Source organism: Vibrio sp. 10N.222.52.B12 (assembly GCF_002875385.1).
Lineage (GTDB): Bacteria > Pseudomonadota > Gammaproteobacteria > Enterobacterales > Vibrionaceae > Vibrio > Vibrio jasicida.
In genome coordinates this window covers 49,370-62,090 of record NZ_MDAW01000122.1, presented here as the reverse complement: position 1 = coordinate 62,090, position 12,721 = coordinate 49,370, and the positions used below count along the sequence as shown (strand labels likewise).

Sequence of the window (12,721 nt, the reverse complement as noted above, 5' to 3'; positions counted from 1 at the left end):
GGGTTTTGTTTGAGTGTTTTATTTACCGGGAAATCAGTCTTACAGCGGCATGACACGGTTGCGGCCGAGTTGCTTCGCTTCATAAAGTTGTTTGTCGGCTTTGTTGACCAAGCTTTCTGGCGTATCGCCGATTTCAAATTCCGCAACTCCAAACGAGGCAGTAATACTGTGCACTTGGCTACCTGAGCGTTTGTCGCGGACACGCAGCTTCTCAATCATTCGTCTCAACGTATCCGCGTATTGACGAGAGATTCTCAATGATTTGTTTGGCACAATCACCGCAAACTCTTCTCCACCAAAACGGTAGGCACTGATGCCATCTCGACAGCTTTGTTGTAAGCGACGCGCAATCGCTTTGATCACCGTATCACCGAATAAGTGACCATAATTGTCGTTAAATGCTTTGAAATGGTCGATATCAAGCATAATCAGTGTCATTGCCTGTTTGCTGTCAATCAGCATACGTAGGTCGTTATCGAAGGCACGACGATTATACAGCTTGGAGAGGCCGTCAAATAAGGCGTCTTTCTGTACTTCAGCAAGCTGATTTTTGAGACGAGAAATTTCTTCGCTCGCATTGGTCAGTTGGCTGTTGAGAAACTTGGTTGAATGGCGAATTTCACGAGACTCAACAACAAGCTGTCGTACAACATTCATGACTTCTTCAATGCTGAGGCTGCTGTCTTCGACTTTCTCTAGCTTATTAAAGCTTTTGTCGACCATGTCAGAAAAGGAGGACGTATCAGTGATGGTGTCTGTCATAGAGCTGGAGACCTCACCCAACAGCACTTCTACGTTGGTTTTAAGATCTTCTATGCTGGTCTCTGCTTTGCTTGCTACATAGTTGTTGTAGAGCAGTTTGTGCATAGCAGGAGGGCATACGTCGTAATTTTCCAGAACCATATCCATTTCTTGGTTCAACTCTGGAATGGTCTTATCTACGTAGGTATACCAAAGCGCGTAGTTGGCTGGTGTTGCCGCTACGTGGTTTTTGATCATTAAGGGCACCGCTTTTTTTAAATTAGCGGTCGATTTTTTAAATTCGTCGGTCATTTCTGCGGTGTTACAAGCAAAATGCAATTGGGCTAAGGGTAACGGATATAAAACAATATCGCTTTAATTTTTGTCATTTTTGTACGGTTTTTTTAAAAAACTTGAGCGAATAATCAAACGGTTTCATGAATTCTTACTTAATCTTTCATAACTTATAAATTTATCTATAACATTTTGTTTACTAAAGAAGTTTGTTTGATGAAGATTTCTGCAATCTAAATGATGCGATGATCGTGACCAATGGTGATGCGTAAAACTTGGCATGCACATAACAGAATAGAGTAGTAAGGAGCGTCACTTGAACAAGACTATTGGATTGTATTGGTTTACCAACGATTTGAGATTGCATGACAATCCGCTCCTGCTCCGAGCCTCTGCTGAGGTCGAAGAGCTCATTTGTATATACTGCTATCCAAAAATGTCGCCCTACCTAAAGCAATACGCACAAACTTCGGAATTTGGGTCCGCCAAACAACAGTTTTTGGACGAGTCAGTGCATTGCCTTAGCTTGTCTTTGAATGCACTTAATCAACGTTTACAGGTCGTTGACTTACCTCCTTACCAAGCAATCAAATATGTTACTGACAAGCTTGATGTGACCCATCTCTTTGTAGATGCGGTCTCTGGATCAGATGAGCAAGATGTGGTCGATAAGATTCAAGCAGAAGCGCCGCATTTGGCTGTTGTCCAAAGTGAAGTTCGCAGCTTGTTCTGTGTCGAAGATTTACCGTTTGAGCTTGAAGCGCTTCCTGACACCTTCACCAAGTTCCGAAAAAAGGTTGAGAACCTTGCTCTAACTGAACCTGTAGAAGCAGTAACAACGTTGCCTTCACTGCCAGACGAACTCGTACTGCCGACGTTGAGTTTGACCCGAGATGTCCAGCAAAGCCTGTTTAATGGTGGTGAGCGAGCAGGGCTTGAACATTGTCGTCAGTATTTTGCCTCAACATTAGCAAGTGAATACAAACAAACGCGCAACGGTTTAGATGGTATGGATTACTCCACCAAGTTCTCTCCTTGGTTAGCTCATGGGTGTCTTTCTCCGAAAACCATTTATGCCATGCTTAAACGTTATGAAGCCGCGAATGGTGCAAATGATTCAACCTATTGGATTTACTTCGAACTGCTTTGGCGTGAGTACTTTTATTGGTATGCCCGTCGATACAAGCGGCAGCTCTTCCGATTCGGTGGCATCCAAAATCAAGCACCACTCACCAGCTTTTACGCGCACCGTTTCCAGCAATGGAAGAAAGGTGAAACGCCATTTCCTATCGTGAACGCGTGTATGCACCAGCTTAATGAAACCGGTTATATGTCGAATCGTGGTAGACAGTTAGTCGCCAGTTGTTTGGTGCATGAGCTTGGCCTTGATTGGCGTTATGGCGCGGCGTACTTTGAGTTACAACTGGTCGATTACGATGTGGCATCAAACTGGGGAAATTGGCAATACCTAGCGGGTGTCGGTGCGGATCCGCGTGGTTCACGACAATTCAACCTCGAAAAGCAAACCGAAATGTACGATCCGCACATGGAGTTCATCGATAGGTGGCAAGGTCGTTGCGCTGGCGCGCATTTGGATAGTGTAGACATGGTCGATTGGCCGATTGTGATGGGCAGCAGTGACAAAGCTTCGTCATCGGAGAAACCGTAATGCAATTTGAAACCGTACGATTGATCTTGGGCGATCAACTCAACAGTGAGCACTCTTGGTTTCAGCAACCGGATGAGCAAGTGCTTTACCTGATTGCGGAGCTCAAGCAAGAGAATACTTACGTCACGCACCATATTCAGAAAGTTTGTGCGTTCTTTTCTGCAATGGAACAGTTTGCGAAAGAGCGTCAGAGCGAGGGGCATCAAGTTTTGCACCTCACGTTGGATGACACACAATCCTTCGACGATCTTGAGCAAGTCTTGCATCACTACGTGAGCGAGGTTGGTGCAAGTAAGTTTGAATATCAACGCCCCGATGAATACCGTTTACTAGAGCAGTTAGCCAAACTAAAGCTTGATGGGGTTGTGACGCGTTGTGTCGATTCGGAACACTTTTTGTTGCCGTTTGAAGAAATAGAATCGCAGTTTCCTCAAGGCAAACACATTATGATGGAGCACTTCTACCGCCGGATGCGAAAGCGCTTCGACATCTTGATGCAAGACGGAAAACCCGTCGGCGGAAAATGGAATTACGATGCCAACAACCGTAATAAACTCAAAGCCAAAGACATTGAACAACTGCCACAACCTTTGATATTCAGTACCGACGTCCGCGGCATTCTTGAGCGGTTGGCAGAACATGACATCAAAACCATCGGAAATCTCGAAGGGGACTTGTTTTGGCCGATTAATCGCGCGCAAAGCTTGTCTTTACTCGCACATTTCTGCCAAGTCTGTCTACCGTTGTTCGGCCGTTTTCAAGACGCCATGACAGGTCAGCACGATGCTAAGTGGAGCTTGTATCACAGCCGAATTTCATTCTCGCTCAACAGCAAATTGCTGCACCCGAGAGAAGCCATTGATGCATCACTCAAGGCATTTCATTCCAACGCAGATATCGACATTTCTCAAGTCGAAGGGTTTATTCGCCAAATATTGGGATGGCGAGAATACATCCGAGGCGTCTACTGGGCGAATATGCCTCACTACCCGAAAAAGAACGAGTTGGGTGCAGAAAGAAAACTGCCAGACTTCTTTTGGAATGGCGAAACCAAAATGGCCTGTATGCGCAATGCGATTGGTCAGTCCCTCGATTATGCCTACGCACACCACATCCAACGCTTGATGGTCACTGGTAATTTTTGTTTGCTAACCGAAATCGACCCAGACCAAGTGGATGAGTGGTATCTCGGTATCTATGTTGATGCGATTGAATGGGTCGAAATGCCGAACACTCGGGGTATGGCATTGTTTGCGGACGGCGGCATTGTTGGTACCAAGCCCTATGCAGCGAGCGGTTCTTACATCAATAAAATGAGCGATTACTGTAAGGGATGCCATTACGACAATAAGGCGAGGAGCGGGGAAGGATCGTGTCCGTTTAACAGTCTTTATTGGCGCTTTATGAACAAGCACGATAAACGTCTCGCAACCAATCCACGTATCGGAATGATTTTTCGTTCTTGGGACAATATGGAAGAAGAAAAGCGGAATGCGATATTACAAACCGCAGAGCATTATATGAAAAACTTGGAGAGCTTGTGATGGACATCCTGATTGTTGGTGGCAACGGTGGCATTGGTTTAGCGATGGTTCAAGAAGCCACTTTGCGGTTCCCTCAAGCTCGTGTGCATGCCACTTATCGTAAGCTGCAACCAGATTGGCAACACCCAAATGTAATTTGGTATCAAGTGGATGTATCGCAAGACGAGCAGGTAAAAGCGTTCAGTGAGCACATTGAACATGTCGATTGGTTGGTGAACTGCGTTGGTATGTTGCACACCCAAGAGAAAGGCCCAGAGAAGAATCTTAATTCGCTCGACGCAGACTTTTTTCAGCAAACCATCATGGTTAATACTCTGCCAAGTTTACTGTTGGCGAAATACTTCACGCCCAAGCTAAAGCGCAGTACTGCACCTAAGTTTGCGACCATTTCGGCCAAAGTTGGCAGCATTAGCGATAATCAGTTAGGTGGTTGGTACAGCTATCGTGCATCGAAAGCCGCGTTAAACATGTTCCTCAAAACCATGTCGATCGAATGGCAAAGAATGGTCAAACATGGCACGGTGCTTTCACTTCACCCTGGCACCACAGATACCGCTTTGTCGGCACCTTTTCACACCAATGTCCCAGAAGGAAAGCTGTTCACACCAGAGCGAGTCGCTAAGGATCTATTAGGCTTGATAGAAAAAGCAACCCCGCAAGATAGCGGGGCGTTTTGGGCTTATGATGGGACGTTATTGCCTTGGTAAGAGAACGCATACAAACGTTAATACAAAGGAAATAGCGTTCTCCAGAGAGGGTCGGAGTGACCTACGTTTTCGTTGATTTATTTCTTCGGCAACGCTCAGAGCAATAAACGATTTCCTCCCAATTTTGCGCCCACTTCTTTCTCCAAGAAAATGGGCGCTGACAGACCGGACAGACTTTCATGGGAAGGTTGGATTTAAAACCTTTCATCGCGCTGAATGTTCACTCCTAATATGGTTAAAACAGTGGTCTAGCTACTTATCAAATAGGTACAGGTAATCGCCGTAGCCTAAACTCGCCATCTTGTTCACTGGTACAAACTCCATTGCGGCTGAATTCATGCAGTAACGTAATCCTGTTGGCTTAGGACCATCTTTAAATACATGGCCAATATGCGAATCACCAAACTTACTGCGGATCTCTGTGCGTGGATAAACCAGTTTAAAGTCGGTTTTCTCTACGATGTAGCCTGGGTTAATTGGTCTGGTAAAACTTGGCCAACCTGTACCCGATTTGTACTTATCCGTTGATGAGAACAAAGGCTCACCAGTGACGATATCAACGTAAATGCCTGCTTCTTTGTTGTCCCAATACTTGTTGTTGAAAGGGCGCTCTGTACCTTCTTCTTGTGTCACGTAGTATTGAAGCTCAGTCAATTTAGCTTTGATTTCTTTGTCTGAAGGTTTCTCGTATACCTTCACTTTCGTCACCAACTCTTTTTCGTTGATAAGTTCACGCAGTGTTTTTGGGTTGTCTTTACGATCTTCACCAAACACTTCGTCGAGGTACTTATCGCGACCTGATGCGTAGCGGTAGTATTTGTACTTCAGGCTACTCTTTTTGTAGTAATCCTGATGGTACGACTCCGCAGGGTAGAACTTTTCAAACTCGATCAGTTCTGTTTTCAACGGTTTTGGATAGATCATCGCCTTGTCGATTTCCATCATAAACTGCTCAGCTATCTGCTTTTGCTCCGCATTATGATAGAAGATCGCCGGGCGATATTGAGGACCACGGTCGACGAATGAGCCTTTGTCGTCAGTCGGGTCGATATGGCGGAAGAAGTAGTCCAGCACTTGTTCGTAGTTTACGACAGCAGGATCGTACTTCACCTCAATCACTTCAATATGGCCAGATTTGCCAGAAGAGACTTGTCGATAAGTCGGGTTTTCTAAATCACCGCCTGAGTAACCAGAGACAACATCTAACACGCCGGGCAATTGTTCTAAATCTGATTCCGTACACCAGAAGCAGCCACCTGCGAGTGTTGCGATGTCAGTTTTACCAGATGCGTTCATCTTATCCATGGTATCGGCCGTACCTGTTTTACTTAGCAAGATGAACAGTACAGGGAGTGTGAATGAGAAGCCCACCAATAGCTTAGATACTTTCTTCATAACTTCCTCAAACGTCATTTTTCTCAATGAATGTTACGTAAGAAGACAGAAGTAAGAGCGAAAAAATTGCAGTGATTACGAAAAATTCTTTGCCCTTTCTCACAACAGGGCTACAGTAACGGCACGAAACAAGCGCTCATTGGTAGAAGGTTTCCGATGAGGCAAAAGCAATAATGAGGGAAACCATGCAAGCAGAAGTAAAATGGGTCGAAGACTTTAAATTCCTCGGTCAGTCTCAATCTGGTCACTCAGTCGTGATGGATGGCAATGGCGGTGCAACGGCACCAAGCCCAATGGAAATGGTATTGATGGCTGCTGGTGGTTGTAGCTCTGTGGACGTTGTTGATGGTCTAAAAACAGCAGGTCAGAAAGTGGCTTCTGTCAACGCGAAACTCACCACGGAACGCCGTGAAACGGCTCCACGTATCTTCACTCAGGTGAACATTCACTTTGAAGTCTCTGGTGAAACACTGGACCCAGAAATCGTAGCTAAAGTGGCGGCGGACTCATTAGAAAAATACTGCTCAGTATGTCTGATGTTGGGCGAAGGCGTTGAGATGACTCACAGCTGGGAAATCGTATAACCCCGACGTGATACAACGACAAAATAGGAAAGAGAAAAGCCCGTGCTTTTCTCTTTTTTTATTCCTCTTTTACGCTAATCTATCGTGGTCAAAAGTTGTAGGAATGATCCAGTGACTGAATTAGAAAAAATGATGTCTGGCCAAGTGTTTAACGGTACAGACGAAGAGATCGAAGCGATCCGTACTCACGCAACTCATGCGTTGAAGGCCTTCAATAACAATACCGATGAGTCTCAACGTGATGCTTTGCAAAAGGATCTGTTTGGTAAAGTTGGCATGAGTATGGTCCGAGCGCCGTTCCATTGTGAGTTTGGTAAAACGATTGAAATCGGTGAAGAGACCTTCATCAATATGAATGTCGTCATGCTTGATGGAGCCAAAATCACCATTGGTAGCCACGTACTTATCGGCCCTAGTGTGCAACTTTACACGGCATCACATTCGTTGGATTACCGCAGCCGACTTAAGTGGGAAACGTTTTGTAAACCAATCACTATTGAAGATAGTGTTTGGATTGGTGGCAACTCGGTGATCAACCAAGGGGTAACCATTGGTGCTCGCTCAGTCATTGCTGCTAACTCAGTGGTAAACAGCGATGTTCCACCAGATTGTCTATATGGCGGTACGCCTGCCAAATTGATTCGTCGCTTAAACGAGGACGAGTAATCACACATACTCACGGCGCTTATTCCCATAATCAATAAGCGCTTGTTTACATATCGGTTTCATTAATTTATAAATCTCAAGTGCTTATATCGAAAGCTATGACGTTTTTAACGAGAATTAATTCACCCGTTTGAAGTTTAGGGGTTGATATGTCAAATAAGACGGAAGTTGTTATGTGTCCTTCGTGTGGTGTGGAAACGCATCATGTCGTGGTGTTGGTCAGAAAGAAAAGTGCTTTTGAGGGAGATAAGAATCGCAGTAAGAAGGAGTTCATTTCTGGCTTTCTAAAAAGCACAGTATTTGGTGCTTTCCTTGCTTCTATGGATGACTTCTCTCGTCATCTAATCTGCGAAAACTGCGGCAATAAAATCATTCAAGATTGAGCGTAGTAACTCTCCTACTAATCGATAAAAATGAGCTCGGGTGTAGAGCTCATTTTTATCGATGTTTTTTAAGAATGGAAGATCACTTGCTCGTCTTCCGTCATTACAAGCGTCGCTTTGTTTTGCTCGATAAGCTGAGCTGCGTAAGAGGGCGTTACGGCTTGAATCTCGCCTTTTGCTTTTAGCGTCAGCGATTCCCACGCTTGGTCGCGATATTTACCCGCTTGGGTGTATTGAATCAGTACTTTCATAGCTTCACACTCCGGTGTGGTTGACGTGCTACTTAAGTTAGCGCTCCAATGCTGGTTGCGCACCTGTTAAAAATGAAACATTAGATTAACCAAATGTTATTGCATCAAATGTGATGGAGCATTAGAACCTATCAATAGCGATCCCAGTACGGTGTATCGGTGCCGAGCTTTTCGCTGATGAAGTCAATAAACACACGTACTTTCAATGGCATGTGCTTGCGTTCTGGAAACACTGCATAGATGGCATGCTCAGGAAGAGAGAACTCTTCCATCAGCGGTTTTAAGTTACCGGATGCAAAGTCTTTCGCGGCGATGAAAGTCGGTAATTGCGCGATGCCAGAGCCTCTTAATAGCAATTGGCGAATTGCTTCGCTGTTGTTGACCACAAAGTTGCCCTTCGGCAGCACCTTATATTCGTTACCGCTGTTGATAAACATCCACTCGACCCCGCCTCGGAAATACGAATAACGCAAACAGTTGTGTGTCACCAAATCGCTTGGTTTGGTTGGTACGCCAAACTCTTCTAAGTATTCTGGAGAGGCGCACAGTACGCTTTTACATGGAGCAAGACGCTTAGCTATAAGGTTAGAAGTCGCAAGTTCGCCAATACGAATTCCGAGGTCAAAACTTTGTTCAACTAAATCCACCATGGCGTCTTCTAGCTGTAAGTCGACCTCAATTTTCGGGTAACGTGCAAGAAATTCGCTGATAAGTGGTGCAACGTGTAAAACGCCAAAAGACATCGGTGCGGTGATTTTGAGCCGACCTTGGGGGGAGCCTTGCAGCTCAGAAACGGCATCGACACCTTGTTGAGCTAGGTTGACTGCCTGTGAAGCGTACTCGAAGTATCGACGTCCAGCTTCGGTTAGGCTGAGCTTTCTTGTGGTGCGATTAAGCAAGCGAATACCGAGGTCATCTTCGAGTTGATTGATGCGTTTACTGATCGCCGATTTGGTGAGGTTTAACTGCTTGGCGGCAAGGGAAAAGCTGCCGCATTCGACGACAGCGACAAATACTGGCAGTGACGCAATGGCATTCACGGCGTGCTCCTAGGTTATTGGGGGTTATCTATTGTTAGTTATATTGTTGAGAAAAACGATACAATCATTTTCCAATTATAGAGATTATCTTCAAGAAGAAAACAATTAGACTATGCGGCAGAAAACGACCTGGATATTGGAAAGAAGAAAATGAAATACGATTGGATCTTGTTTGACGCTGACGAAACCTTGTTTCACTTTGATGCCTTCAAAGGTTTACAGCTGATGTTTTCTCGCAAAGGCGTAGACTTCACCGAGCAAGATTTTGCCCACTACCAAACGGTCAACAAGCCACTTTGGGTAGATTACCAAGATGGCAAAGTGACAGCAGATGAGCTTAAGCACAAACGCTTTACTGAGTGGGCAGATAAGCTCAACACCACTACAGCGGATCTCAACAGCGCATTCCTAGAAGCAATGGCAGACATCTGTACTTTGTTGCCGGGTGCGAAAGAGTTGATGGAAGCGCTGCAAGGTAAAGCGAAGATGGGCATCATCACCAATGGTTTTACTGAACTGCAAGCGATTCGCCTAGAGCGCACAGGTATGAGCGATTACTTCGAGCACGTGGTGATTTCTGAGCAAGTTGGTATTGCTAAGCCGGATCTGGGTATCTTTGAATACGCGATGACGCAAATGGGCAACCCATGTAAGACGCGCGTATTAATGGTGGGTGACAACCTGCATTCCGATATCTTGGGCGGTAACAACTTTGGCATTGAAACGTGTTGGTTGAACACCACAGGTGCGAGTGTGGATGAGCGTATTGCACCAAGCTACACGGTGGAATCGTTGAACGAGCTTAAGAACATTCTCGTCGCTTAAGCTTAAGTGAACAAACAAAAAAAGCGCTGATTTCTCAGCGCTTTTTGGTTTCTATCGATGCTGTTTTGTATTCATCGATTTTGCATATTAGCTAGCGTTAGTTTCCGCCAATTCACGTTGTGCTTGTTGTTCTTTCTCACCAAGTTTGAAGTAAATCTTACCGACGACGACTTCTGAAATCAGGATGGTAAACACCACCGCAAAGAAGGCGACGACACCGTTCCAAGGACCACTAAAGTCAACCTTGTCACCGAACAGAATGTTAATGGCTTCTAGCATCACGAACTTCGAACCGACCAAGATAACGTAAGTCGAGATACCACGGTAAATCTTAGGTGCCGTACCCGGCTTCGATTTAAAGTACTCTGCGATTTTGTGTTCCGCTTTGATAGACAGCTTCAAGAGCAACTGAAGCAGCAATGCCGCGGCGAAAGAAATCGTAAATGAATCAATGGTTACGAAATCCCAATATTCGTCATAGAAGTTCAGTACCGTAAGGTCTACCAATACCGCCAAGGTATAACCAACAAACAGACGTTGTGGAGTGTTGAAACCGTAGACTTTATCCGATGCGCTCATAAGAACCCTCAATCAATAATGAACAAGTTTGCAAAGCCATGCCTTGCGTCGATGGGTTAACTATATGAGTTCCTCGAATTGAAAACTTGCCATTTCGCGCCATCCTAATCATTGCGATGAATGATTGTTTTGATTGGATATATTGAATACCAATAAGCGCGTTGATTTTGAAAACCGTCTACAAACTGACACGCAAACAGCGTTAGAATGGCTTCTAATCCAATAACTAATTTCGAAGAATCAAGCAGTAAGGACTCTCATGGCAGACATCAAGCAGCTCGACAGCAAAGTGGTGTATCAAAACAAATGGATGACGGTACGTGAAGATAAGATCCAACGTCCTAGTGGAGCCGAAGGCATCTACGGTGTGGTCGACAAGCCAGACTGTGCAGCAATTCTGGCGATCGATAACGGCGTGATTCACTTAGTACAGCAGTTCCGTTACACCGTAGGGCAACGTTGTTGGGAAATCCCGCAAGGTGCTTGGGAATCAAATCCAGATGCGGATCATCTTGAGCTAGCAAAAGGTGAACTTCGAGAAGAGACGGGCATGCAAGCCAATAAGATGGAATACGTTGGTGCGCAGTTCATCGCTTATGGGTTCTTAAACCAGACTTGCCATGTGTATTTCGCGAGTGAGTTGTCTGAAGTAGGCAATCATCTGGACAGTGAAGAGGAAGACTTGATCACGCGCTCGTTCTCCGTTGAAGCGTTCGAGCAAATGATGATAGAGGGGGAAATCAAAGATTGCGTCACCATCGCCGCTTATGGATTAGCGAAATTGAAAGGCTTGGTGTAAGCAAAACGAAGCTTTTAAGTTACCTAAGGTGGTTAATATTGAGATGACTTAGCGCCGCTTTTTGTTGTCTCAGATGATTATCGCCACAGATGCTGGCGTGATGCTACTCACCGCCACCATCCCCACCGCCGTCTCCTCCAAAGTCTCCACCATCTGCATCGAAATCATCCGAATTGGTAGCGGGCTGTTGTTTGTGGCTGTCTTGAATTTCCGCGTAAGTCAGTAAGGCACTGACGCTCACCAGATCCGTCGCTTGGTCAAACAACGCAAGTGAGACTTCTGATTGAAATTCAGCATGTTCCCCTAGTTCTTGGCTTAGGCCTATCGGCACGTAAGCGGCTTGGCTAATCAACATGCCGTATGCGATCAGGGCAAGGGCATCATCTGTCTTACCATTTTCTTTCAGCGCCCAATCGATCTCTTCCTTCGAGTAATCTGCTTTCTCACCATACTTGAGTGCTAATTTTGGCGTGATGTCCTTTGCGACCTCACGAATTTGGCGGTTTCGTTTCCAATTTCCAAACATAAAACTTCCTTTTCTATGGGGGGTGAACGCTATGGTTATCGCTTTTCTAACACTTCAATCAGCTCATATCGATACAAGCTCGCATCGGCTGGTGCATTCTCTGGGGTAAATCGCTGAGTGCGTTTGATTTTTAACGTGTACTCGGTACCTGATTCAAATTCAAAACCGTCGATTTGATCATAGAAGTAGTTACCATCGACCACCATGCATTTCATTGGTCCGACACCCACACAGTCCACCAGTTCTGGACCTACATTAACGGTCATGATTTTTGCGGTGTCATCGGATTCGTGTTGAGCACAGCCAAATAGCGCTGCTGCCATCATAGGCAACACAACATAGCGTTTTAGATTCATTCTTTGCTCCTTAAAGGGTTACCAAATCATCATAGCAAGATTGACGAAAAGTGATGGTAAACCCGCGATAAAAAAGATAAACCCAAGCTGATAGTTTTTGCTTGTGTCTGTCTCGAAATGCTGACGGTCGACCATTGAGTGCACTTTATCCGTGAATTCATCATCGAGGAGCGAATGACGAGAATACATACCGCCCTCCCAAGTCAGTTTTGCTAATACCCAGATGACGACGAGGACACAAAACAAAAAGTCACTCAATTGGGTCGATTGAAATTGAGGCACAAAGTGAGAAAGTCCAAATACGATCACTGCCGCGACCGCATTTATCAGTACGACTATTTGTAATAATCTAAGCAAACTGA

17 protein-coding genes are annotated in these 12,721 nt (G+C 45.2%); 8 read left to right on the top strand and 9 right to left on the bottom strand.

Going from position 1 to position 12,721, the window contains the following annotated elements; all coding sequences use genetic code 11:
* Positions 1 to 39: 39 nt before the first annotated feature.
* The gene (locus BCT11_RS15570) at positions 40 to 1,053 is read right to left on the bottom strand and encodes a GGDEF domain-containing protein (protein WP_038868575.1); all 1,014 of its coding nucleotides are present in this window, start codon (positions 1,051 to 1,053) and stop codon (positions 40 to 42) included.
* A gap of 298 nt (positions 1,054 to 1,351) precedes the next feature.
* On the opposite strand from BCT11_RS15570, the gene BCT11_RS15565 reads away from it, so the two are divergent.
* Genes BCT11_RS15565 through BCT11_RS15555 form a run of 3 tightly spaced genes read left to right on the top strand, consistent with a single transcriptional unit; the run spans position 1,352 to position 4,955 of the window.
* A complete protein-coding gene (locus tag BCT11_RS15565) occupies positions 1,352 to 2,704 on the top strand; it encodes a DASH family cryptochrome (protein WP_102388681.1) in 1,353 nt (450 codons plus the stop codon).
* Positions 2,704 to 4,248, top strand: a complete 1,545-nt coding sequence (locus BCT11_RS15560; protein WP_102388680.1) for a cryptochrome/photolyase family protein — start codon at positions 2,704 to 2,706, stop codon at positions 4,246 to 4,248. The genes BCT11_RS15565 and BCT11_RS15560 overlap by 1 nt, the downstream gene beginning before the upstream one ends.
* Positions 4,248 to 4,955 carry an SDR family oxidoreductase gene (locus BCT11_RS15555; protein WP_102388679.1) on the top strand — a complete coding sequence of 236 codons (708 nt, stop codon included), beginning with the start codon at positions 4,248 to 4,250 and terminating at the stop codon, positions 4,953 to 4,955. Before BCT11_RS15560 ends, BCT11_RS15555 begins: the two co-directional genes overlap by 1 nt.
* Before the next feature lie 61 nt (positions 4,956 to 5,016).
* Here BCT11_RS15555 and BCT11_RS15550 read toward each other — a convergent pair whose 3' ends face one another.
* Both BCT11_RS15550 and msrB read right to left on the bottom strand, forming a co-directional pair.
* Positions 5,017 to 5,163, bottom strand: a complete 147-nt coding sequence (locus tag BCT11_RS15550; protein WP_102388678.1) for a DUF2256 domain-containing protein — start codon at positions 5,161 to 5,163, stop codon at positions 5,017 to 5,019.
* Between the two features lie 44 nt (positions 5,164 to 5,207).
* Positions 5,208 to 6,350 carry a peptide-methionine (R)-S-oxide reductase MsrB gene (msrB, locus tag BCT11_RS15545; protein ID WP_027726693.1) on the bottom strand — a complete coding sequence of 381 codons (1,143 nt, stop codon included), beginning with the start codon at positions 6,348 to 6,350 and terminating at the stop codon, positions 5,208 to 5,210.
* A gap of 185 nt (positions 6,351 to 6,535) precedes the next feature.
* Here msrB and BCT11_RS15540 point away from each other — a divergent pair, with 185 nt between their 5' ends.
* The 3 genes from BCT11_RS15540 (at position 6,536) to BCT11_RS15530 (ending at position 7,983) form a co-directional block, all read left to right on the top strand.
* On the top strand, positions 6,536 to 6,934 hold the full coding sequence (locus tag BCT11_RS15540) for an OsmC family protein (protein WP_038868562.1): 399 nt from the start codon (positions 6,536 to 6,538) through the stop codon (positions 6,932 to 6,934).
* Positions 6,935 to 7,045: 111 nt separating this feature from the next.
* Positions 7,046 to 7,600 (top strand): sugar O-acetyltransferase, encoded by a 555-nt coding sequence (locus tag BCT11_RS15535; RefSeq protein ID WP_009705087.1) that lies wholly within the window; start codon positions 7,046 to 7,048, stop codon positions 7,598 to 7,600.
* 149 nt (positions 7,601 to 7,749) lie between these two features.
* The gene (locus BCT11_RS15530) at positions 7,750 to 7,983 is read left to right on the top strand and encodes a hypothetical protein (protein ID WP_038868564.1); all 234 of its coding nucleotides are present in this window, start codon (positions 7,750 to 7,752) and stop codon (positions 7,981 to 7,983) included.
* Between the two features lie 68 nt (positions 7,984 to 8,051).
* Here the strand turns inward: BCT11_RS15530 and BCT11_RS15525 are convergent, their stop codons facing one another.
* Together BCT11_RS15525 and BCT11_RS15520 are read right to left on the bottom strand one after the other, a co-directional pair.
* A complete protein-coding gene (locus BCT11_RS15525) occupies positions 8,052 to 8,234 on the bottom strand; it encodes a hypothetical protein (RefSeq protein WP_005445428.1) in 183 nt (60 codons plus the stop codon).
* A gap of 131 nt (positions 8,235 to 8,365) precedes the next feature.
* Complete coding sequence (locus tag BCT11_RS15520) at positions 8,366 to 9,274, bottom strand: LysR family transcriptional regulator (protein ID WP_102388677.1); 909 nt, start codon at positions 9,272 to 9,274, stop codon at positions 8,366 to 8,368.
* 150 nt (positions 9,275 to 9,424) lie between these two features.
* Here BCT11_RS15520 and yjjG point away from each other — a divergent pair, with 150 nt between their 5' ends.
* Positions 9,425 to 10,099, top strand: a complete 675-nt coding sequence (gene yjjG, locus BCT11_RS15515) for a pyrimidine 5'-nucleotidase (protein WP_102388676.1) — start codon at positions 9,425 to 9,427, stop codon at positions 10,097 to 10,099.
* Positions 10,100 to 10,186: 87 nt separating this feature from the next.
* On the opposite strand, the gene BCT11_RS15510 is transcribed toward yjjG, so the two are convergent.
* Complete coding sequence (locus tag BCT11_RS15510; RefSeq protein ID WP_042599944.1) at positions 10,187 to 10,678, bottom strand: hypothetical protein; 492 nt, start codon at positions 10,676 to 10,678, stop codon at positions 10,187 to 10,189.
* A gap of 259 nt (positions 10,679 to 10,937) precedes the next feature.
* Here BCT11_RS15510 and BCT11_RS15505 point away from each other — a divergent pair, with 259 nt between their 5' ends.
* A complete protein-coding gene (locus BCT11_RS15505; protein WP_102388675.1) occupies positions 10,938 to 11,477 on the top strand; it encodes an NUDIX hydrolase in 540 nt (179 codons plus the stop codon).
* A gap of 103 nt (positions 11,478 to 11,580) precedes the next feature.
* On the opposite strand, the gene BCT11_RS15500 is transcribed toward BCT11_RS15505, so the two are convergent.
* From BCT11_RS15500 to BCT11_RS15490, 3 genes are read right to left on the bottom strand one after another with little or no spacing between them, the layout of a single operon-like run.
* On the bottom strand, positions 11,581 to 12,003 hold the full coding sequence (locus BCT11_RS15500; RefSeq protein ID WP_102388674.1) for a hypothetical protein: 423 nt from the start codon (positions 12,001 to 12,003) through the stop codon (positions 11,581 to 11,583).
* A gap of 35 nt (positions 12,004 to 12,038) precedes the next feature.
* Positions 12,039 to 12,359, bottom strand: coding sequence for a DUF4377 domain-containing protein (locus BCT11_RS15495; RefSeq protein WP_102388673.1), 321 nt, complete (start codon positions 12,357 to 12,359; stop codon positions 12,039 to 12,041).
* 18 nt (positions 12,360 to 12,377) lie between these two features.
* Complete coding sequence (locus BCT11_RS15490) at positions 12,378 to 12,716, bottom strand: hypothetical protein (RefSeq protein WP_102388672.1); 339 nt, start codon at positions 12,714 to 12,716, stop codon at positions 12,378 to 12,380.
* Positions 12,717 to 12,721 lie beyond the last annotated feature (5 nt).

Bases quoted from the DNA above. Each gene is read 5' to 3' on its own strand.
- BCT11_RS15530 (WP_038868564.1), top strand. From the start codon at position 7,750: ATGTCAAATAAGACGGAAGTTGTTATGTGTCCTTCGTGTGGTGTGGAA.
- BCT11_RS15560 (WP_102388680.1), top strand. From the start codon at position 2,704: ATGCAATTTGAAACCGTACGATTGATCTTGGGCGATCAACTCAACAGT.
- BCT11_RS15525 (WP_005445428.1), bottom strand. From the start codon at position 8,234: ATGAAAGTACTGATTCAATACACCCAAGCGGGTAAATATCGCGACCAA.
- BCT11_RS15550 (WP_102388678.1), bottom strand. From the start codon at position 5,163: ATGAAAGGTTTTAAATCCAACCTTCCCATGAAAGTCTGTCCGGTCTGT.
- BCT11_RS15570 (WP_038868575.1), bottom strand. From the start codon at position 1,053: ATGACCGACGAATTTAAAAAATCGACCGCTAATTTAAAAAAAGCGGTG.
- msrB (WP_027726693.1), bottom strand. From the start codon at position 6,350: ATGAAGAAAGTATCTAAGCTATTGGTGGGCTTCTCATTCACACTCCCT.
- BCT11_RS15510 (WP_042599944.1), bottom strand. From the start codon at position 10,678: ATGAGCGCATCGGATAAAGTCTACGGTTTCAACACTCCACAACGTCTG.
- BCT11_RS15500 (WP_102388674.1), bottom strand. From the start codon at position 12,003: ATGTTTGGAAATTGGAAACGAAACCGCCAAATTCGTGAGGTCGCAAAG.
- BCT11_RS15540 (WP_038868562.1), top strand. From the start codon at position 6,536: ATGCAAGCAGAAGTAAAATGGGTCGAAGACTTTAAATTCCTCGGTCAG.
- yjjG (WP_102388676.1), top strand. From the start codon at position 9,425: ATGAAATACGATTGGATCTTGTTTGACGCTGACGAAACCTTGTTTCAC.
- BCT11_RS15505 (WP_102388675.1), top strand. From the start codon at position 10,938: ATGGCAGACATCAAGCAGCTCGACAGCAAAGTGGTGTATCAAAACAAA.
- BCT11_RS15495 (WP_102388673.1), bottom strand. From the start codon at position 12,359: ATGAATCTAAAACGCTATGTTGTGTTGCCTATGATGGCAGCAGCGCTA.
- BCT11_RS15555 (WP_102388679.1), top strand. From the start codon at position 4,248: ATGGACATCCTGATTGTTGGTGGCAACGGTGGCATTGGTTTAGCGATG.